This window comes from Janthinobacterium sp. SUN137, from assembly GCF_030587265.1.
Classification (GTDB): Bacteria; Pseudomonadota; Gammaproteobacteria; order Burkholderiales; family Burkholderiaceae_D; genus Janthinobacterium; species Janthinobacterium kumbetense.
In genome coordinates, this window is record NZ_JAPWHZ010000001.1 from 1,710,647 (window position 1) to 1,729,864 (window position 19,218).

The 19,218-nt window shown below is 63.4% G+C and carries 14 protein-coding genes; 4 read left to right on the forward strand and 10 right to left on the reverse strand.

What is annotated here, in order from left to right:
- Window positions 1-46: 46 nt before the first annotated feature.
- From O3298_RS07800 to O3298_RS07815, 4 genes are all read right to left on the reverse strand, one after another.
- Window positions 47-1,519: an amino acid permease gene (locus O3298_RS07800; RefSeq protein WP_099666227.1), complete on the reverse strand. Its 1,473-nt coding sequence runs from the start codon at window positions 1,517-1,519 to the stop codon at window positions 47-49.
- A gap of 289 nt (window positions 1,520-1,808) precedes the next feature.
- Entirely contained in the window at window positions 1,809-3,239 is a 1,431-nt protein-coding gene (locus O3298_RS07805) for an amino acid permease (protein ID WP_099666226.1), read from the reverse strand.
- Between the two features lie 116 nt (window positions 3,240-3,355).
- Window positions 3,356-3,814 carry a RidA family protein gene (locus tag O3298_RS07810; RefSeq protein ID WP_076571881.1) on the reverse strand — a complete coding sequence of 153 codons (459 nt, stop codon included), beginning with the start codon at window positions 3,812-3,814 and terminating at the stop codon, window positions 3,356-3,358.
- A 254-nt stretch (window positions 3,815-4,068) separates the two neighbouring features.
- Window positions 4,069-5,652, reverse strand: a complete 1,584-nt coding sequence (locus tag O3298_RS07815) for an ABC-F family ATP-binding cassette domain-containing protein (protein WP_305058926.1) — start codon at window positions 5,650-5,652, stop codon at window positions 4,069-4,071.
- A 76-nt stretch (window positions 5,653-5,728) separates the two neighbouring features.
- Between O3298_RS07815 and O3298_RS07820 the strand changes: the two genes are divergently transcribed.
- The 3 genes from O3298_RS07820 to O3298_RS07830 are packed head-to-tail and all read left to right on the forward strand — an operon-like array spanning window position 5,729 to window position 8,216.
- The gene (locus tag O3298_RS07820) at window positions 5,729-6,136 is read left to right on the forward strand and encodes a hypothetical protein (protein ID WP_305058927.1); all 408 of its coding nucleotides are present in this window, start codon (window positions 5,729-5,731) and stop codon (window positions 6,134-6,136) included.
- Between the two features lie 19 nt (window positions 6,137-6,155).
- Window positions 6,156-6,722: a DUF2844 domain-containing protein gene (locus O3298_RS07825; protein WP_305058928.1), complete on the forward strand. Its 567-nt coding sequence runs from the start codon at window positions 6,156-6,158 to the stop codon at window positions 6,720-6,722.
- A gap of 33 nt (window positions 6,723-6,755) precedes the next feature.
- Window positions 6,756-8,216 (forward strand): DUF3443 family protein, encoded by a 1,461-nt coding sequence (locus O3298_RS07830; RefSeq protein ID WP_305058929.1) that lies wholly within the window; start codon window positions 6,756-6,758, stop codon window positions 8,214-8,216.
- A 47-nt stretch (window positions 8,217-8,263) separates the two neighbouring features.
- On the opposite strand, the gene O3298_RS07835 is transcribed toward O3298_RS07830, so the two are convergent.
- Entirely contained in the window at window positions 8,264-9,376 is a 1,113-nt protein-coding gene (locus tag O3298_RS07835; RefSeq protein ID WP_305058930.1) for an NADH:flavin oxidoreductase/NADH oxidase, read from the reverse strand.
- Between the two features lie 163 nt (window positions 9,377-9,539).
- Between O3298_RS07835 and O3298_RS07840 the strand changes: the two genes are divergently transcribed.
- On the forward strand, window positions 9,540-10,112 hold the full coding sequence (locus tag O3298_RS07840; RefSeq protein ID WP_289917795.1) for a glycine zipper 2TM domain-containing protein: 573 nt from the start codon (window positions 9,540-9,542) through the stop codon (window positions 10,110-10,112).
- A 109-nt stretch (window positions 10,113-10,221) separates the two neighbouring features.
- Here the strand turns inward: O3298_RS07840 and O3298_RS07845 are convergent, their stop codons facing one another.
- From O3298_RS07845 to astB, 5 genes are all read right to left on the reverse strand, one after another.
- A complete protein-coding gene (locus O3298_RS07845) occupies window positions 10,222-10,731 on the reverse strand; it encodes a DUF1993 family protein (RefSeq protein ID WP_289907259.1) in 510 nt (169 codons plus the stop codon).
- 109 nt (window positions 10,732-10,840) lie between these two features.
- Window positions 10,841-11,815, reverse strand: coding sequence for a DUF2167 domain-containing protein (locus tag O3298_RS07850; protein WP_305058931.1), 975 nt, complete (start codon window positions 11,813-11,815; stop codon window positions 10,841-10,843).
- Window positions 11,816-11,965: 150 nt separating this feature from the next.
- On the reverse strand, window positions 11,966-12,997 hold the full coding sequence (locus O3298_RS07855) for a succinylglutamate desuccinylase (RefSeq protein ID WP_305058932.1): 1,032 nt from the start codon (window positions 12,995-12,997) through the stop codon (window positions 11,966-11,968).
- Window positions 12,997-17,724 carry an NAD-glutamate dehydrogenase domain-containing protein gene (locus O3298_RS07860; protein WP_305058933.1) on the reverse strand — a complete coding sequence of 1,576 codons (4,728 nt, stop codon included), beginning with the start codon at window positions 17,722-17,724 and terminating at the stop codon, window positions 12,997-12,999. Before O3298_RS07860 ends, O3298_RS07855 begins: the two co-directional genes overlap by 1 nt.
- 153 nt (window positions 17,725-17,877) lie before the next feature.
- Window positions 17,878-19,218, reverse strand: coding sequence for an N-succinylarginine dihydrolase (gene astB / locus O3298_RS07865; RefSeq protein ID WP_305058934.1), 1,341 nt, complete (start codon window positions 19,216-19,218; stop codon window positions 17,878-17,880).

A 19,218-nucleotide genomic window follows, 5' to 3' on the forward strand; every position in this document is an offset into this window, starting at 1 on the left:
AAAAAACCGCCGGCAAGTGCGGCGGTTTCGGATGGAACAGACTGCATTAGCGGGCCTTCTTGCCCAGGTGCGAATGCCGCATGCTGTACAGGAAATAAATGGCTACCGTCACCGCCATCCACACACTGAACACGACAAACGTCGTATGCGGCAAATCGCGCATGATGTACAGGCAAGCGAGCACGCTGAGGCCGGGAATCACATACGGCCCGAACGGCACGCTGAAGCCTTCGATGCGGTTCGCGCCCTGCTTGTGGCGCAGCACGGGCACGGCAATCGACACCACCATGAAGGCTGTCAAGGTACCGATGCTGACCATGTCCCACAGGTACGTGGCATCGACGGAACCGGCCACCACGGCCACCACCAGGCAAACGATGATGGTATTGCTCACCGGCACCAAGGTGCGCGGGTGGATCTTCTGGAACGACTTCGGGATCAGGCCGTCGCGGCTGACGGCAAACAGGATGCGCGTCTGGCCATAGATCGTCACCAGGGTCACGCTGAAGACGGAAATGACGGCGCCGGCCGACAGCACCAGTGCGGGCCAGGTCTTGCCCGTGACGTTTTGCAGGATCACCGCCAGGCCCGCTTCCTGGCCTTCGAACAATTTCGCCTGTTGCGCGCCGAGGGCGGCCACGGCCACCAGCAAATAAAATACGGTGACGATGAGCAAGGCGCCGAGGATGCCGCGCGGCACATTGCGCGTGGGATTTTTCACTTCGTCACCGGCCGTCGCCACCGTATCGAGGCCGATGAAGGAGAAGAAGACAGTGCCGGCCGCCGCCGTCACGCCCGTCATGCCGGCAAAGCCCTTGCTATTGTCGGCATTGAAGAAGGGGAAGAAATTGTCAGCATTGAAGCCGGAAAACGCGATGACGATGAAAAACACGAGGATCGCCAGTTTGATGATGACCATGATGGCGTTCATCAGGGCCGATTCCTTGGCGCCGCGCAGCAGCAAAAAGCCGCACATGCAGATCAAGAAGATGGGCGGCAAGTTGATGTGGCCGGCATGAAACTCCATGCCATGCGGGCCGGAAACGATCATCGGCGTGCGCAGCATCTCGGGAATGTGCCAGCCGAAGGCATTTTCCAGGAAGTTGTTCAGGTAGGACGACCAGCCGATGGCCACGGCACTGCCCGCCAAGCCGTACTCCAGCAGCAGACAGGCGGCCATGATGAAGGCCAGGAACTCGCCCACGGTGGCGTAGGCAAACGAATACGAGGAGCCGGAGGCGGGAATGCGGAACGACAGCTCCGCATAGCACAGGGCCGTCAGGCCGGCCGTGATGGCGGCGATCAGGAAAGACAGGACGACCGATGGGCCCGCCTTGGGGACGGCTTCGACCATGGTAAAGAAAATGCCCGTGCCGATGGTGGCGCCCACGCCGATCATGGTGAGGGAAAACAGGCCGATGGACCGGCTCAAGCCACTGCTGCTGAGGCCTTCACCATATTCGACCGTGGTATCGATCGGCTTGGTGCGGCAAAGTTTCTGGACCAGGGTTTGGCTCACTAGCATTCCTTTATGAGGCACACGTATTTTCGCATGACGGGTAAAAACAAATAGCACTCCGGCCCCACCTGGCAAAAAACCGGAAAGATCGCGTCCATTTTCAAAACTAAGCGATTATAGGGCTTTCATCGGTTCAGCTAAACAGAACTTTGATGCAAGGAAACAACGCCAGGCGTGCGCCATCAAACGCGCACTGGCGTTAGTGCTGCATGGAATGGCCAATATGAAAGAAAAAGCGCGCCGCTGCAAGTGCAGGGGCGCGCTTTTGATTCAGCTCAACTAGGCTGGATTACTTCTTGCCGTGCGGCACATCGGCCGGCGGCCAACCCGCTTCGTAGCCTTGCGGCACGTCATCGCGGCGGTCTTTCGGCGCCAGGCCCAGCGCGTAGTACAGCACCGTCAGCAGGATCAGCCAGGCCGGTCCCACCATCAGGGCGATGCGCGTATCGGGGAAATACGCCATCAGGCCGATCACCAGCGCCAGGAAAGCCAGCGAAATCCAGGAACCGTAGGGCGCGAACGGCATGCGGAAGGCCAGGTTCTTGATTTCCAGCGGCGTCAAGGTCTTGCGGAACTGGATTTGCGTGACGAGGATCACGCCCCAGGTCCAGACGGCGCCGAAGGTGGAAATCGAGGTGACCCAGATAAACACTTTTTCCGGCACCAGGTAGTTCAGCAGCACGCCCAGCAGCAGGGCAAACACGGATACCAGGATGGCGCGGCGCGGCACGCCGCTGGCCGTCGTTTCCGCAAACGCCTTCGGTGCCTGGCCTTGCAGCGCCAGGTTGTACAGCATGCGGCCCGTGCTGAAGATACCACCATTGCACGACGACAAGGCTGCCGTCAGCACGACGAAGTTGATGATGCCGGCGGCCGTCTTGATGCCCAGGCGTTCGAACGTCATGACGAAGGGACTGCCGGTGGTGCCGATTTCATTCCATGGGTAAATCGACAGGATGACGAACAGTGCGCCGACATAGAAAATCAGGATGCGCCAGAACACGGAATTGATGGCGTCGGGAATCGATTTCTTCGGGTTGGCCGCTTCGCCAGCCGTCAGGCCGATCATTTCCACGCCCAGGTAGGCAAACATCACCATCTGCAGCGACATCAGCACGCCCTGCGCGCCATTCGGGAAGAAGCCGCCATGCGTCCACAGGTTGGAAATGCCGATGGCCACGCCGCCGTTGCCGAAACCGAAGATGATCATGCCCGTGCCGCCGACGATCATCAGGATGATGGTGACCACCTTGATCAGGGCAAACCAGAATTCGAATTCGCCGTAGGCTTTCACGGCCAGCAAGTTGATCGCACCCATGGAGCCGAGGGCCGCCAGGGCCCAGATCCAGCGCGGCACATCGGGGAACCAGATGCCCATGTAGATGGCGACGGCGGTAATTTCCGCCACGCACGTGACCAGCCACAGGAACCAGTAGTTCCAGCCCGTCAGGTAGCCTTGCAGGGGCCCCAGGTAATCCTGGGCATAGCGGCTGAAGGAACCAGCCACAGGGTTGTGCACGGCCATTTCGCCCAGCGCGCGCATGATCATGAAGATGACCGCGCCACCGATGATGTACGACAGCATGATGCCGGGACCGGCCATCTTGATCGCATTGCCGGAACCCAAAAACAGGCCCACGCCAATCGCGGCGCCCAGCGCCATCAGGCGAATCTGCCGCTCGCCCAGGCCGCGGTGCAAGCCTTGTTCACTCGTTTTCATTACGTGTCTCCGTTTTTTTCTTGAATACACCGATCCCTCCACCCCAATGGCGGTTCCGCTCTTGCTGGAAAGGAGGAAAAGGCGAGCCGGCGACAGGCGCCGGCATGCTCAGGTGATCAGGCCAGTTCGGCGATCAGTTCGATCTCGACGCAAGCGCCCAGCGGGATTTGCGCCACGCCGAAGGCGGAGCGGGCGTGCTTGCCGCTGTCGCCGAAGACTTCGACGAACAGTTCCGAGGCGCCATTGGTCACCAGGTGCTGTTCCGTGAATTCGGAAGTGGAATTGACCAGGCTCATGACCTTGACGATGCGCTTGACCTTGCTCAAGTCGCCGCCGCACGCGTCTTGCAATGTGGCGATCAGTTCGATGGCGATGCCGCGCGCAGCGATCTTGCCTTCTTCCGTAGTGACGTCCTTGCCCAGTTGCCCCACCCAGACCTTGCCATCCTTCTTGGCCAGGTGGCCGGACAGGAAGACGGTGTTGCCCGTGCGGGCATGCATCACGTAAGCGGCAGCTGGTGCGGCAACGACTGGCAATTCGATGTTGAGGGCTTTGAGTTTTTCGTAAAACGACATGCTATTTCTCCAAGAAAACAATATAAGCGAAACCAAAATTCATGCACGGCAGGGCACGGAGGATGACGCCCTGGCAGCGCGGCAGTGACCGACAACAGTGCCAGATTAAACGTCATCATATTGGTGAACCAGCAGTTTTAGTTCACAAATAGGCCCGGTTATTCAGTGGATTATACCGACAATCAAACAAAATTCAGCATCGGTTCATGAAGCATGCTCTCCAGGCATCGAGCGTGTATTTTTTCATTCAATTGTCACTTGTGCAATGTCAAGCCCTCCGGGTCAAGGTTTATCGCCTCCAGAAATGCCCGGTCATGCGAAACCACAAGTAACGCCCCCTGATATTGCAGCAGCATCTGCTCGAGCGCCTGCAGGCTGGCCAGGTCCAGATGATTCTCGGGTTCATCTAACAGCAGCAATTGCGGCGGCGTCTGCGCATACAGTTCGGCCGCCAGCGCCACCTTCATGCGCTCGCCCCCGCTCAGCAAACGGCTGGGCATGGTGGCGCGCGCGCCGGCAATGCCCAGCAGCGCCAGCCGCGTGCGCAGCTCGCCTTCCGGCACAATGCTGTTGCGTTCCTGCAAGCGTTGCACGGCGCTCCACTCGCCGTCTTGCAGCCCAGCATGCTGGTCCAGCCAAGCCACCTGCGCATGGCAGCGCAGCGCGCCGCTGGCGGGCGCAAGCTGTCCCGCGATCACGCGCAGCAGGGTCGACTTGCCGCTGCCATTGTCTCCCGTCACGGCCAGGCGGCGCGGGCCGCTCAGCACCAGGTTGATGGCGTGCGTCTGGCCATGCGGCAAGACCAATGCGCGCAGCTCCAGGATCAGTTTCCCGTTCGGCACGCCACTCCCGGGCGCCAGCAGCAGCCGTTCGGCCTCGGGCGCGCAGCGGGCGCTGGCGTCCATCACCCTTTGCTGGCGCGCCTGCTGCGCCTCTTGCGCGCGCACGCGCAGCCTGCCCTGGCTATCCTGGCTTTTCTCCTTTTTCGCGTCCAGCAGCAGTTTGCTTTGATTGCCTTCGCGGCCCTCGCGCTCACCGCGCGTCACCCGTTTCTGCTGGCGTTCTGCCTGTTGCTGCGCCTCGCGCTGTTCGCGCCTGGCGCCGGCCTTTTCCGCCTGCAGGGCGGCGGCGTAGCCAGCCTGCTCCAGCGCGCGCTGCTGCGCAAACATGGCGTAATTGCCGCCATAGCTGCGCAAGCCCTGCGGCGACAGCTCGACAATTTCATCGACGTACTGCAGCAAGCCGCGGTCATGGCTGATCAGCAGCAAGCCGCCCGGCCAGCGCGCCATTTGCGCCACCAGGCGGGCACGTTGATGGACATCAAGGTGATTGCTCGGCTCATCGAGGACCAGCCAGTCCGCCTGCGACAGCCAGGCGCCTTGCAGGGCGATGCGCTGGCGCTCGCCACCGCTCAGGCCAGCCGTCGGCGTGTCGGCATCGACATGAGATAAATCAAGCGCGTCGAGCGCCTGGCGCAAGCGCGCATGGGCATCCCAGCGGTCTCCCACCAGGGCGTAGTCGGCCTCGTCGATGCTGCCTTCGGCGATGCGCGCCAGCGCCGCCAGCAAGCTGGCCACGCCGGCGAGGGCCGCCACGGTGGGATAGCGCTGCGGATCGAGTTCCTGCGCCACGTAATGCACGGCGCCGTCACAGCGCACGGCACCAGAAGACGGCTGCGCCTGGCATGCCAGCAGGCGCGCCAGCACGCTCTTGCCCACACCGTTATCGCCGACGAGGCCGATACGATGCGGGGCAAACGCGAATTGCAAATCGGAAAACAGGGTGCGGCCATCGGGCAGCACGAAGGAAAGACGGTCGAGTTGTAGTAATGCGGGCATGGATACTCCTTGTACGTGCAGACAGGGCTGGCGAACCCGCGCGGCGCAAAGGCGCTGTGGCGGGAAGGGCGAGGCCGTGCACAGCACGGCAGTATCAATGGCGCATGTCGAAGTGTCCGGAATGAATAGTGGAAGAAACCGGAGTTTAGCAGAAGATGAAAGCTATTGCCCGATGCGGGTCACGCGGAATTTTTGTCATATCAATCAGCATTTGTCGCACAGATTCAATCTTATTCTCCACGGCTGCGGTATTTTTCATCTTGTCGCAAAGCAAGAATTTCATCGTCTGCCCATCGCAGCGGTGGAACCCGATGCTGGAGCGGCATTCGATGGCAAGACGATGTTATGCGCGCGTCATGCAATGGCTTCGCAGCAGGACTTTTCTTATCAGCATGTTTCCTTGAGGAAATTTCCAAATAGAGACGCCTTTCCTGAATCCGCGCAAGGATGCAAGCGGAAAAGAGGGGCGATTATTTATGATTAGCAAATGAAGAGGTGTCGGTATGTTTAATTATCCACGTAGTGGCCCGGCGCGGCGCACAAACCAGCTGGCGATGGCAGCCGCTTCGTCGCCTGCGCTGCCTGCCATGCGTCCCGCCATCCTGGCATGCCTGCTGGGTATTTTCTCCCCTGCTGCCCAGGCAGGCCTGGGCGACATCATCTCGCCGGCCCAAGGGCCCGTCGCCGATGCCAGGGCCATGCATGCGCGCTCCTTTTCAACCGTCCTGGACGCATCGGCCTCGACGAGTTTGCCGTATTCCAGCCACAGGATAGTCCTGCCCGATGGCGGTGTCGCCACGGAGTTTGCGGATGCCGGCGGCTTCGTATTCGCCGTGTCGTGGGCCGCCCCGACCATGCCTGACCTGGCATCCCTGCTGGGCGCCTACAAACCCTCCCTCGATCGCGCCCAGGTCGCCCAGCGTTCGTCGCGGATTCGTTCGCCGCGCCTGCTCAATGCCACCGCCGGCGACTGGACCATCGTTTCAAGCGGACACCTGCGCGCCTATTCGGGCTACTCCTACCTGAGTTCCCGGCTGCCGGCAGGCTTCGACCTGGCGACACTGCGCTAAGCGCCTCTCCCAATTCACCCCCTCAAGGATTCCATGAAAACACCCTCCTTCGCGCACCGCTTCCGCCTGCCATTGTTGTCCGCGGCATTTGCCCTGTTCGCCACCCTCGCCCTGAGCGCCTGCGGCGGCGGGTCCGGCTCGTCAACCCCTCCTCCCGTGCAGACTAACCCGCCCGTGACCCCGCCCGTGGTGGCGCCTCCCGTCGTCAGCCCGCCTGTGGTGGTGGAGCCTCCGGTCGTCACCAATCCGCCCGTCACCCCCGTCGATCCGCCGATCATCATCAAGCCTCCGGAAAACAAGCCCGGCGGCTCGCCGTTGAATCCGGTCGCCGCCGTCATCGGCGACGACAATGTCGCGCCTATCTATGTCGATGCCGGTCCTGCAAACGGCAACGGCAACACGCCGAACGCGATCTTTGTGGATGTCAAAATTTGCGCTCCGGGCAACACCAACAACTGCGCCGTCATCGACCATGTCCTGGTTGACACCGGCTCGGTCGGACTGCGCGTGTTTGCCGCCGACGTGCCCTCCCAGCTGCTGGGCAGCCTGGCCAGTGCCACTTCAGGCGGTGAACCGTTGGGCCAGTGCATTTCCTTCATTTCCGGCACCACCTGGGGCAGCGTCCGCAAGGCCGACATCCGCATGGGCGGCACCAATCAAGGCGGCAAGCTGGCCACCAACATGGCCATCCAGATCATCGCCGATCCGGGTGCCAAATTTGCCAGCATCCCTGCATCGTGCCAAACCCAGGGCACCATGCTGAAAACGGCGGCGGACGTGGGCGCCAAGGGCATCATTGGCGTGGGCTTGTTCGCGCAAGACTGCGGCTCCGCGTGCACGGTCTTTGCCGCGCCCGTCTACTACGCGTGCTCCTCGGTTCCATGCCGCCAAATTCCAGTGCCGCTGGCGGACCAGGTTGGCAATCCCCTCACGGGCTTTGGGGCCGACAACAATGGCAACATCATCATCCTGCCCCCCTTGTCGAACCACGTTGCCGAGCGCGCCGAGGGCATGCTGATCTTCGGCCTGGGAACCCGCTCGAACAATGCCCTGCCAGCGGGCAGCTCGGTACTGGGCGCCACCAATCTCGGCTACTTTTCGTCGGACTTCAATGGCCGTACCTTGAGCAACAGCTTCATCGACAGCGGCTCGAGCATTAACTTCTTCCCGGCTGGCGGCAACTTCATCTCCTGCAGTGGAGCAATCTCCTCCTTCTTCTGCCCCGGCGGCGCCCTGTCGCTCACGGCCTCGAACACCGGCCGCGCCGGCACGGTGTCGAGCGTCTCCATCCTCACCGTGGACGCATCGGCCGCGTTCACCGCGCATCCGACCGCCCATGCGTTTGAGGGCTTGGCCGGCGCCGTGGGCGCGCCTTACCTGACCTTGAACATGGGGGCGAGCTTCTTCTTTGGCCGCTCGGTTGGCATGCTGATCGATGGCCGCTCCGCAGTGGGGGTGAGCGCCACGGGACCCGCCTTTACGCATACGCCTTAGCCCTCCAGCCGCCGGCCACCGACAAAAGATGCCCCCGGCCGGGACTCCTAGCGCTGGCCCAGGGTCGTGTCGCCGAACAGGTGCTTGAATTCGCGCGGCTGCGAGCGCCAGTACTGCGGTGGCGCCTGCACTTGCGCGCCCAGCTGGGCCGCCGCATGCCAGGGCCAGCGCGGGTCGAACAGGATGGCGCGCGCCAGCGCCACCATGTCGGATTGACCTTGCGCAATGATGTCTTCCGCCTGCTGCGCTTCCGTGATCAAGCCCACGCTGATGGTGGGCAAGCCGCTGTCGCGCTTGATGCGCTCGGCAAACGCCACCTGATAGCCGGGACTCACGGGAATTTGCTGCTGTGGCGAAATGCCACCGCTGGAGACGTGGATGAAGTCGGCGCCCAGCTGCTTGAGTTCCTTCGCGAAGCGCACGCTTTGTTCGATTTCCCAGCCGCCCTCGACCCAGTCGGTGGCGGAAAGGCGCACGCCCACGGCCACGCTGTCGGGCACGGCGGCGCGCACGGCTTCATACACTTCCAGCGGAAAACGCATGCGGTTTTCCAGGCTGCCGCCATACACGTCGGTACGGTGATTGGACAGGGGCGAGAGGAACTGGTGCAGCAGATAACCGTGCGCCGCATGCAGTTCGATGCCTTCGATGCCGAGCGCATGCACGCGCTGGGCGGCCGCGACAAACGCGCCCTTGATCTGCAACAAACCCATTTCATCGAGGGCGATCGGCACGGTTTCGCCGGGAGAGTGGGCGATGGCGGACGGCGCCACCGTTTGCCAGCCGCCCTCGGCCAGGTGCACGCAGGCGCCGCCCTGCCAGGGCGCGCGGCTCGACGCCTTGCGTCCCGCGTGGCCCAGTTGCACCACCAGTGGAATCGGCGCGTGGCGGCGGATCGCCTGCACCACGTTGGCCAGCGCAGCCTGGTTCGCGTCCGACCACAGGCCCAGGTCTTCGGCCGAGATGCGTCCCTCGGGCGAGACGGCCGTCGCTTCCGTCATCAGCAAGCCCGCCCCGGACAGGGCCAGGTGGCCCAGGTGGATCATGTGCCAGTCGGTGGCGTTGCCGTTGTCGGCCGAGTACTGGCACATGGGCGCGATGGCGATACGGTTGGCCACGAGCAGCGGCCCCAGTGCATATGGCGTGAATAACTGGCTCATGGCGGACTCCGGAAAAGGGAATGCACCGATTCTACTGTGCTTTGGAAAGCGCGGCTTACACCTGCTTACGTTTGATACAGCGCAAGGGCTAGCCTTGGGCCGGCGCGACCGTTAATCTGGACACATCAACAACAGCGCAACACCTTGCCCCCCAGGAGAACACATGAACACGACGACTACCGCCAGCCGCATCCACCCCTTGATGGCCGGCGCCGCCATTTCCGTGACCGTCCTGTGCCTGGTGGGCGCGGCGTCCATCGCCGGCATCCTGCCCAATTCGCGGGCCAATGTGCCTGCCACGCCAGCCATCCCTGCCGACGTGGCCGCCATGACGCCGGCCAGCGCCGCGGCCCTGGCAGCGCCCGTGGCGGCCCCGCTCGCCGCGCCTGTCGTGGCCCAAGCCGCCCCGGCACCGGCACCGGCGCCCGTCGTGCACAAGCGCGTCGTGCACCACACGCAAGTGGCGCAGGCGCGTCCTGCCTACAACGATAACAATGATGGCTACCGCGACACGGCTTACCGCGAACCCGTACGCCAGCCGCAGCCAGTGCCTGCACCGGCGCCGGCACAACCGAACTACGTGGGCATCGGCACGGGCGCCGTCATCGGCGGCTTGATCGGCAATCAGGTCGGTGGCGGTCGCGGCAAGGCGCTGGCGACGGTGGCCGGCGTGATCGGCGGCGGCATGCTGGGCAATGCTGTGCAGAACCAGGTCCAACAGCAGCCACAGCGATAAAAAACCTGCTGCGCGTCGCGCTTTGCGGCCTGCGATGCTCACTGTGCTTCAACACAGTTGCGCTTCTCGGCCACAAATCATCGCCGCTCGCGACGGTTTTTCAGGCCTGTCAATCGTAAGGGCCAAGATAGTCGAGCTTGCCCACGGCCACGCCATTGTTTCTCAGGATGGCGTGGACCATGGAGACGTGGAAATAAAAATTCGGCAAGGCAAAGCTGAGCAGGTAATTGTCGCCCGAGAATTTCTTGCCCTCGTCGGTCCAGTTCAGCACCACTTCCTTCTGCGCGCTGCCCGCCATCTGGCCCGCATTCACGCTGTCGATGTAGGCGATGGTGTTGGCGATGCGCTCCTGCAGCTGCTCGAACGACGCTTCGTTATCCTCGAACTTCGGCGCCGGTACGCCGCTCAGGCGTTCGACCGACATCTTCGACGTATCGCTGGCGCGCTGCACCTGCGCCGTCAGATCCAGCATGTCGGGCGCCAGCTGCGCGCCCAATAAAATCTCGGGCACGATGCCATCTTCCTCCACATGGGCTTGCGCCTTTTCCAGCAAGGACGAAACGACCCGCAAGCCGCGGATGAAGACGGGAATGGTTGCCTGATACATGGACACGGACATGGCGGACTCCTGAGAATGAACGATGAGCCAGTGTACCCGAGGCGCCGTCTTCCGGCAGCGCGCACCATGCCACTCCTGTGCGCCAGCGCACCGAGCGGCCCAGTTCAGCTTACTTTTCCAGATTCACCTTGCCATCCGGCGCATGGCCGGGCTGTTCCGCCGGCTCTGACGGCGGCAGTGGCTGCGGCGCCGGCTTCTCCTTGCGCTTGCCGCTGAAGAACCGGACGATGGCAGCGCCGCCGCCCACCACGGCCAGGATCAGCACTTTCTTGAAGGCCAGCAACAGCGCCAGCAGTTTGCCAAACAGGCCCAGCTTGCTGGCCACGCCGCCCGCCACCAGCGCCGCCAGGCCATATTCGGCCACCTTGTCCGTCTTGCTGTCGAAATCCGTGTAGCGGTTACCCTCGGTAAATTCCGTGAACGCCGTCACTTGCTGCATCTCTTTCTTGATCGCCTCGATCTGCTGCATGCTGGCGATCGCGTTCAGGTTCAGCACGCCTTCGCGGCCCAGCACGCGCACGTTGTAGTTGAGCGAGTGCTCGCCGCCATCGACCATCAAGTCCTTGGCCCAGTACAGCTTGTGCGTGTCCTTGGCATAGCTGGGTTTTTCCGCCCAGCCCATCAGATGGATGCCGGGATAACCCTGCTTCTTGCGTTCCGCATTGTTTTCCAGCACGGACGCCTGCATATCCTTGAGCAATTCGTCGTACTTGATACTGTCCGCATCGTCATCCTTGATATGCCCTTCCTTTTCATACGTCACCACCACGCCCCAGCTGTCGCGTTCGAGCACGCTGGTCTTGGCAGGCACGATCATGCCCAGCGATTCCATGCCCGGCGGATTACCCCAGGCATCGACCAGCACGCGCTCGGCGTCCGCCGGCGACAAATAACGGAAGCTGGCGGGCAAATCCAGAGTGGCGATGCCGCCTGGCAAGGTGATCTTGCCGCGCTGCAGGTGCAACTGGGCAAGAAATTGCTCGGCCGTCATTTCCGGTGCGGCTGCCTTCTCTTCGGCGGGGGCGGCAGCCGTCAGGCTGGAAAGGGTCAGGCACAGCAGGGCTGTCAGCAGGCGTTTCAACATGATCGGTCCAAAAAAATTGCAAAGGGTAAATATTTTAAATCAACTGATTGCCTAATGGATAATTATTTCCGTGCGGCATTTTTCCCATGAAAAAAGCGCCAGGCGGGTTTCCCCGGCTGGCGCCTGTGAGGCTAGACGATTACTGGACAATCAAGAGACGCGCACCACCATCAGCCCCGCGCGCAAGCCCACACGCACGTCCGGGTTCGGAAACACCACCAGTTCTTCCGCATGCTGCACCGTGTACACCTGCTCGCCATCGCTGGCGATCACGGCATGCTGCGGCAGGGACGTGAAATTTTGCGTGCTGCGGTCAAACGCCATGCGGAATTCATCGCTGTGCTTGATGATTTCCTGCGCCACCTTGAACACGTGCGGTTGCGCCCTGATCGGCTGCGCAGGCAAGCCGCGCAACAGGCCATCGAGCGCCCGCGACACATCGTCGAACAGGGACAAATCGTTCTGCCCCAGGGTACCCACGCGGCCCAGCTCCACCGTGCTGGCGGCCGCGCCGAAATGCTCGGCCGAGTAATAACTGTAGGTGCCGGCCGACTGCGGGTTCATGATGATGGCGCCGATGGCCGCCTGGCCCAGCCAATCGATCAGCTGTGCCTTGGCGTCGTCGGCCACCAGGTCGGGCACGATGGCAAACGTGGGGTACACGGAAGGCCGGATGGCCGTGTGCAAATCCAGGTGCCAGCGCACGGAGCCCGCCGCGTCAAAGAACGCTGCTGTCGCAGCGATCATTTCATCGGCGCGCGCGCTTTCCGCCGCTTGCGCCAAACTCCCCCGCACGGGACGGAACATGCGATTCAGGTCGGCGTCGATGAAACGCTTGCCGGCCCGGATCGCATCGACATTGCCCACGCAAACGAGCAGGTCGACGGCCAGCGTCGACGCATCGCGCGACAGGGCGTCGAGCAGATGCGCCAGCACTTCGATCGGCCCCGTTTCGTCGCCATGCACGCCCACCGAGACGGCCACGCTGGCGCGCCCCGCATCGGCCTGCGGCTTGACGACTTGCAGCATGCCGGGCGCCGGCAAGGCCACCGTGAAACCGGCGTTGGCGAACAGCTGCGCCACGCCGCTGAAATCGGCCTGCGCCAGCGCCTGCACGGCTGGCGGCAAGCCGCCAGCGCCCGCTACTACCTGGGTTACTACCTGCGTTACTGCTTGCGTCATTACACCGCCGCTTCCGCTATGGGTTTCGCCGTGATTTTATTCACGGCTTCCGACAAGGTCCACACGTCCAGCATGGCTTGCTCCAGTTCCGTCGCCGCCACATAGGCCGACAGGCCCAGCGCGCCCGTCACCGCATCGACAGCCTGGCCTGCATTGCCTTGCTCGGCGCGCGCCAGCACCTGCGTCAGCAGACGCTGTTGCGTGCGGCGCAGCGCTTGCTGCGCGTAGTTGCGCAACTGTTCCTGCGACTTGCCTTGCGCGGCCAGCTTCAAGCCACGCTCCAGCGTGCCGATACCCGCCTGGCTGCGCAGGGCCAGGCCCACTTGCAGGAAGGCCGCCAGGTCCATCGCCGCAGGACGGGGCACGGACAGGGCCGGGAACAGGAAGCCGGCGACGACTTCCAGCGCATCGACCGCATCCCACGCCTGCACGAAGGCTGGCGTCAAGCCCGGCACCAGCGCCGCTTCCGACTTGATGCCGACGGCTTTCAGCAGGTCGCGCTTCGATTCCGCGCCAAACAGGCGCGTGAGTTCGGCCAGGCCGGCGCCGCGCAACTGTTCGGCAGGCACCGACAGCACGCCGGCGATCATCGTCTGCTGCAGCACGCGCGTTTGCGCATCGACCTTGATCGACACGTCGCGTGGGATCGTCAGCGCGTCCGCATCGAGCGCGTCGAACACGGGCGCCAGGTTCAGCGCCACCCAAGCCTGGCCCCAAGCCAGGATCACGCTGGACTCGTCCACGCCGTGCTCCGCCGCCAGGTTGCGGATCATCAGCGGACCGCAACGGTTGATCACTTCATTGGCCAGCACGGTCGCCAGGATGGCGTTGGCCAGCGGGTGGTCGAGCGCCGAACGGGTTTCCACCAGCAAGGATGGGAAGTAAGGCTTCAGGACTGGCTCGGCCCAGGTTTCACCGGTCAACGGCAGGCTTGAGAGGATGCGCTTGAAGCGGTTCTTCACGTTGGCGATCACCACGGCCAGTTCCGGCGTGGTCAAGCCACGGCCGTCGGCCTTGCGGCGCGCCAGTTCGGCCACCGACGGCAGTTGCTCCAGTTCGCGCGACAGGGCACCCTCTTCTTCCAGGCTGGCGATCAGCGCGGCATAGCCATCCTGCACGGCGCTTTCGCTTTGCGCCTGCAATTCGCGCACCAGCAAATGCGTCTGCTGCGTGTTGTCGCGCAAGACCAGGCGCTCGACGTCGTCCGTCATCGCATACAGCTCGCGATTGCGGTCGGCTTCCGTCAGCTTGCCCGCATTGACTTCCACGTCCAGCCAGATTTTCACGTTGACTTCATGGTCCGAACAATCCACGCCGGCCGAATTGTCGATCGCATCGGTAAAGATGCGACCGCCCGTCAGTGCAAACTCGATACGGCCGGCCTGGGTCGCACCCAGGTTGCCGCCTTCGGCCACGACTTTTACGCGCAGCTCATTGCCGCTGACGCGGATATGGTCATTCGCGCGGTCCTTCACCTGTGCGTGCGTCTCGGTGGAAGCCTTGATGTAGGTACCGATGCCGCCGTTGTAGAACAGGTCCACGGGCGACTTCAGGATGCGGTGCATCAGTTCTTCCGGCGGCAGCGAGGTCTCTTGAATATCGAGCGCGGCGCGGATTTGCGGCGACAGTTCGATCGTGCGGGCGGAGCGCGGATACACGCCGCCGCCAGCCGAGATCAAGTCCTTGTTGTAGTCATCCCACGAGGAACGCGGCAAGGCGAACAGGCGCGCGCGTTCGTCGAACGAGACGGCGACGTCCGGTGTCGGGTCGAGGAAGATGTGACGGTGGTCGAATGCGGCCACCAGTTTCAGCTGGCGCGACAGCAGCACGCCATTGCCGAACACGTCGCCCGACATGTCGCCCACGCCGACCATGGTGATCGGGGTGGTGTTCAGGTCGTGGTCCATTTCATAGAAGTGGCGCTTCACGGCTTCGAATGCGCCCTTGGCCGTGATGCCCAGTTTCTTGTGATCGTAGCCGTTCGAACCACCCGAAGCGAACGCGTCGCCCAGCCAGAAACCGCGCTGCACGGCGATGCCGTTGGCGATGTCCGAGAACGTGGCCGTGCCCTTGTCGGCGGCCACCACCAGGTAAGGATCGGCGTCGTCGAAGCACACGGTGTCGACTGGCGGGACGATATTTCCCAGCGAGCGGTTGTCCGTCACTTCCAGCAGGCTGGAAATGAACAGGCGGTAGACGGCTTCGCCTTCGGCCGCGATGGTTTCACGCACGGCGTCCTTCGGCATCATCTTGCAGACAAAACCGCCCTTCGCGCCGGCCGGCACGATGACGGCATTCTTCACCATCTGCGCCTTGACCAGGCCCAACACTTCCGTGCGGTAGTCTTCCATGCGGTCGGACCAGCGCAAGCCGCCACGGGCGACAGGGCCGCCGCGCAGGTGCACGCCTTCGAAGCGGCGCGAGAAGACAAAAATCTCGCGGTAAGGACGCGGTTCTGGTACCAGCGCCAGGCTGCTGGTGTCGAACTTGAAGATGATCTTGTCGCCGGCTTGATTGTTCTGGAAATAGCTGGTGCGCAGCGTGGCGGCCATCAGGTCGGCCAGCGCGCCGAGGATTTCCTCGGTATCGGCGTGGTTCACGGAAGGCAGGCCGGCCTTGATGGTAGCGATGGCCTCCAGGGCTAGCGCGTGCTGCGCGTCGGACAGCGCCGGATCGAAGCGCTGCAGGAAAGCGTCGACCAGGGCTTTGACCTGGGCCGGCTGCTTGCGCAGGCTTTCGGCAATGTAGCGCACCGAGAAGCGGCTGCCCGTCTGGCGCCAGTAGCTGGTGTAGGCGCGCACCAGCTGCACTTCACGCGTCGACAAGCCCCCTTCAATGACCAGGCCATTCAGGCGGCCATCTTCGGCCGTGTCGTTGAACAGGGAAGCAAACAATTCCTGCGCCACGGCGACGACCGATGGCTGCGCCAGTTTCGCCGCGCTTGCGGCATCGACCGTCAGGCTGGTGACGAAATAGCGCGTGCCGTCGGACAGCGAAACCGAATACGCCTGTTCGCGGTCGATCGCCACGCCCGCATTGTGCAGAGCCGGCAGGATGGTCGACAGCGGCGGCACCTTGTTGGCCGAGTACAAACGGATCGTCGTAACGGCGCCCGTTTCGATGCGCACGGCCACGTGCGCCGGATCGGTATTGCGCAGGATGGTGTCGAGGTCGCGGAAGGCAACGGCCGGCGCGGTGGCGGCCACGTAATCGAGCGGCAAAGTAGCGCACAGTTTACGCAGGCTGGTACGCAGTGCCACGTCGGGCACAGCGTCGGCCACGGCCGCAAAGCCGTTATGCCAGCCATCGAGCACGCCCAGCAATGGCTGTTCGATATCCGTTTCCAGATCCAGCGGGTAGCGGGCGGCGTGGGCGATCAGGTAGACGCGCGCCAGGGGGCCGTCGGCCACCAGGGTCTGCGTGCTCACATGCGTGGCGCCGGAACTGGCTTGCAGGGCTTTTGCCAGGCTCGATGCCACGCTGGCGCTGTAGCGCTCACGCGGCAGGTAGACCAGCACGTTCAGGTGGCGCGCATACACGTCGCGGCGCGCGAAGACCTTGGTACGCGGCTGCTTGTACAGCGAGACGACGGCGCCGCACACTTGCGCCAGCCAGTCGAGGTCCGCTTCCAGCGCTTCCGTGCGCGGCAGGGATTCGAGGATTTCGCGGAATTTCTCGGCACGGAAGCCTTGCTGGCGCACGCCTGCCAGGCTCAATACCTTGGCCACGCGGCCGCGCGCAAACGGCAGCGCCGCCAGCGGAGTGGAATTGCCGGCGCGGGTGAACAGGCCGACGAAGCAATGCTCGCCCAGGATCGCGCCTTGCGCATCCATGTCGCGCACGCCGATGAAGTCCAGCTGCTGGTCGCGGTGCAAAGTACCCGCCACGTCGGCCTTGACGATGGACAGCGCCGAGTCGCGCTTGGCCAGGGTGTCGAAGTCGCCCGGGATGTTCGCCAGGCAGGTGCCGTACACGGGGTGCGCCGTATCCTGCAGCACGCCGACGCGGCTCGGAATGTCGCGTTCGAGTTCGCGCACGCCCGGCTTGACGCGGTAATAGGCGTAGCCAAACACTTCAAAGCCGCCGCTGCGTGCCCATTCCAGGAAGGCGGCCACTTCCGCGCCTTCTTCGCCATGCTGCGATGCGGCCGTGGCAACGGCGGCCAGGCGCTCGCTCATGGCAGCGGCATCGCGGCGCACGATGGCGGCGTCACGCGCGACCGTCTCCAGGGCGGCGACCAGCGCGGCCAGGGCTTCCGGCGCCAGCTCTTCGTCGAGCAGCACCAGCACGTACGATTCGAGCGGGTCGCCCGACTGGCGCACCGCTTCCACGCTGCCGTCGGCGGCGCGGCGCACGGGCAGCACGGTGTTCATCACGCCGCGCACGGCCAGGTGCTGGCGGCGCATGGCCATGACGATGGAGTCGACCAGGTAAGGCATGTCTTCGTTCAGGATCAGCAAGGCGCTCGCCATGCCGCCACGGCCATCCGCATAAGGCAGGGTGGCGATTTGGCAGCCGCTGCCGGTGCGCTTGGCCGCTTGCGTGAAGCCGTCGACCAGCACGGGCGCCAGGCTGTCCGGCGCGATGTCGGCCAGGTCTTCGGCGTCGAGCGAGTCGAGCCATGCCTGCACCAGCTGCACGACAGGCGCTGCCGCCTTGCCTGCATTGCCAGCCGCGTTAATCAGCTCCAGCGTTTGTGTACGCAAATCTTGTGGCGTGTGATTCATCTTGCATCTCCATTACGGTAATGTGAATGTCCAACGCTGTCGTTCGGGCTTGTGGCTGGGCGGCAGCGGTGTCAAGAGACGGGGGTCGCCCGTCCAATTCTGTCTGTGCTACGGATAGTCTGTCTCGGATTTTTTCTGTGTATTGTCTATCGCCTACAAGTCGTACAATCCCGGTAAGTTGAGGATGATCGTCAATTCTTCAAGCGCCGCATGCACTTCCAGCGCCAGTTGCGGATCGGCCAGGTCGCCCGGTTCCAGATGGTCGCGGTAGTGTTTTTCCACCCACTGCACCAGCCGATGGTACAGCGTTTCCGTCATGATCACGCCCTGGTGCATGGCGCGCGCTTCGGTTTCCGTCAGGGCCACGCGCAAACGCAGGCACGCAGGCCCACCGCCGTTGCGCATGCTCTGGCGCAGATCGAAATGTATCAGTTCATCGATGGGACCACCGCCAGCCACCAGGCCTTCCAGGTAGCGCGACACGGCGCGGTTTTCCTGGCACTCCTGCGGTATCACCAGCGCCATCTTGCCGCCCTCTTTCGTCAGCAACTGGCTGTTGAACAGGTAGCTGCTGACGGCGTCCGCGATCGGCACCTGACCCGTGTCCACGCGCAGCGCCTGCAAATCGGCCCCCGTGGCGGCGACGGCGCGGTGCAGCTGCGACAGGCTTGCCTCTTCATCGGCAAACGCCTGCTCGTGATAGAACAGCACATTGCCATTGCCGACGGCGATGACGTCGTTATGGAACACGCCCTGGTCGATCACGTCAGGATTCTGCTGCACGTACACGGTGCGCTTCGCATCCAGGCCATGCAGGCGCACCACGGCTTGCGACGCTTCCAGGGTCTGGCGCGCCGGGTAGCGCTTCGGCGACGGCGCCGATGGGTCGAACTCCACGCGACCATACACGAACAGTTCAACCGATGGCGCGCCGTGGCTTGCGCCCAGGCGCGTGTGGTTGGCCGCACCCTCGTCGCCAAAGGCCGGCGTCGAGGGCAGCGCCTCGTGCACGGCGAAGTGCCTGTCGTCGCTGAAAATGGCGCGCAGGCTGCGCGCCGACTGCGCGTGCTCGAAGGCGCGGTGCAGCTTGTTATTCAGGTTGGCGGCCGTGAAATGCACGCGGCCATCCTGCGTGTCGGCCGACGGACTGACCGTGGCGGCATTCGCCGTCCACATGGGCGAGGCGGAATACGCGCAGGCCAGGATGACAGGCGACTCCTTGTAGGCGCGCGCCAGCACTTCGGCGTCCGTCCCAGTGAAACCGATGGAGCGCAGCAGGCGGAAATTCGGCCGGTCCTGCGGCGGCAGCAAGGCTTGCGCAAAGCCGCGCGCGGCCAGGGCGCGCATCTTGGCCAGGCCCTGCAAGGCGGCCTGCTTCGGATTCGAAGCGCTTTTCACATTGCTGAACGAGGCCACGTTGCCGAACGATAGTCCGGCATAGTTATGCGATGGCCCGACCAGGCCGTCAAAGTTGTATTCGCGCGTGCTGTGCAT

Excerpts from the sequence above, each read along its gene's own strand:
- O3298_RS07805 (WP_099666226.1), bottom strand. The coding sequence starts at position 3,239 with ATGAAAACGAGTGAACAAGGCTTGCACCGCGGCCTGGGCGAGCGGCAG.
- O3298_RS07810 (WP_076571881.1), bottom strand. The coding sequence starts at position 3,814 with ATGTCGTTTTACGAAAAACTCAAAGCCCTCAACATCGAATTGCCAGTC.
- O3298_RS07815 (WP_305058926.1), bottom strand. The coding sequence starts at position 5,652 with ATGCCCGCATTACTACAACTCGACCGTCTTTCCTTCGTGCTGCCCGAT.
- O3298_RS07825 (WP_305058928.1), top strand. The coding sequence starts at position 6,156 with ATGTTTAATTATCCACGTAGTGGCCCGGCGCGGCGCACAAACCAGCTG.
- O3298_RS07830 (WP_305058929.1), top strand. The coding sequence starts at position 6,756 with ATGAAAACACCCTCCTTCGCGCACCGCTTCCGCCTGCCATTGTTGTCC.
- O3298_RS07835 (WP_305058930.1), bottom strand. The coding sequence starts at position 9,376 with ATGAGCCAGTTATTCACGCCATATGCACTGGGGCCGCTGCTCGTGGCC.
- O3298_RS07840 (WP_289917795.1), top strand. The coding sequence starts at position 9,540 with ATGAACACGACGACTACCGCCAGCCGCATCCACCCCTTGATGGCCGGC.
- O3298_RS07845 (WP_289907259.1), bottom strand. The coding sequence starts at position 10,731 with ATGTCCGTGTCCATGTATCAGGCAACCATTCCCGTCTTCATCCGCGGC.
- O3298_RS07850 (WP_305058931.1), bottom strand. The coding sequence starts at position 11,815 with ATGTTGAAACGCCTGCTGACAGCCCTGCTGTGCCTGACCCTTTCCAGC.
- O3298_RS07855 (WP_305058932.1), bottom strand. The coding sequence starts at position 12,997 with ATGACGCAAGCAGTAACGCAGGTAGTAACCCAGGTAGTAGCGGGCGCT.
- O3298_RS07860 (WP_305058933.1), bottom strand. The coding sequence starts at position 17,724 with ATGAATCACACGCCACAAGATTTGCGTACACAAACGCTGGAGCTGATT.
- astB (WP_305058934.1), bottom strand. The coding sequence starts at position 19,218 with ATGCACAGCACGCGCGAATACAACTTTGACGGCCTGGTCGGGCCATCG.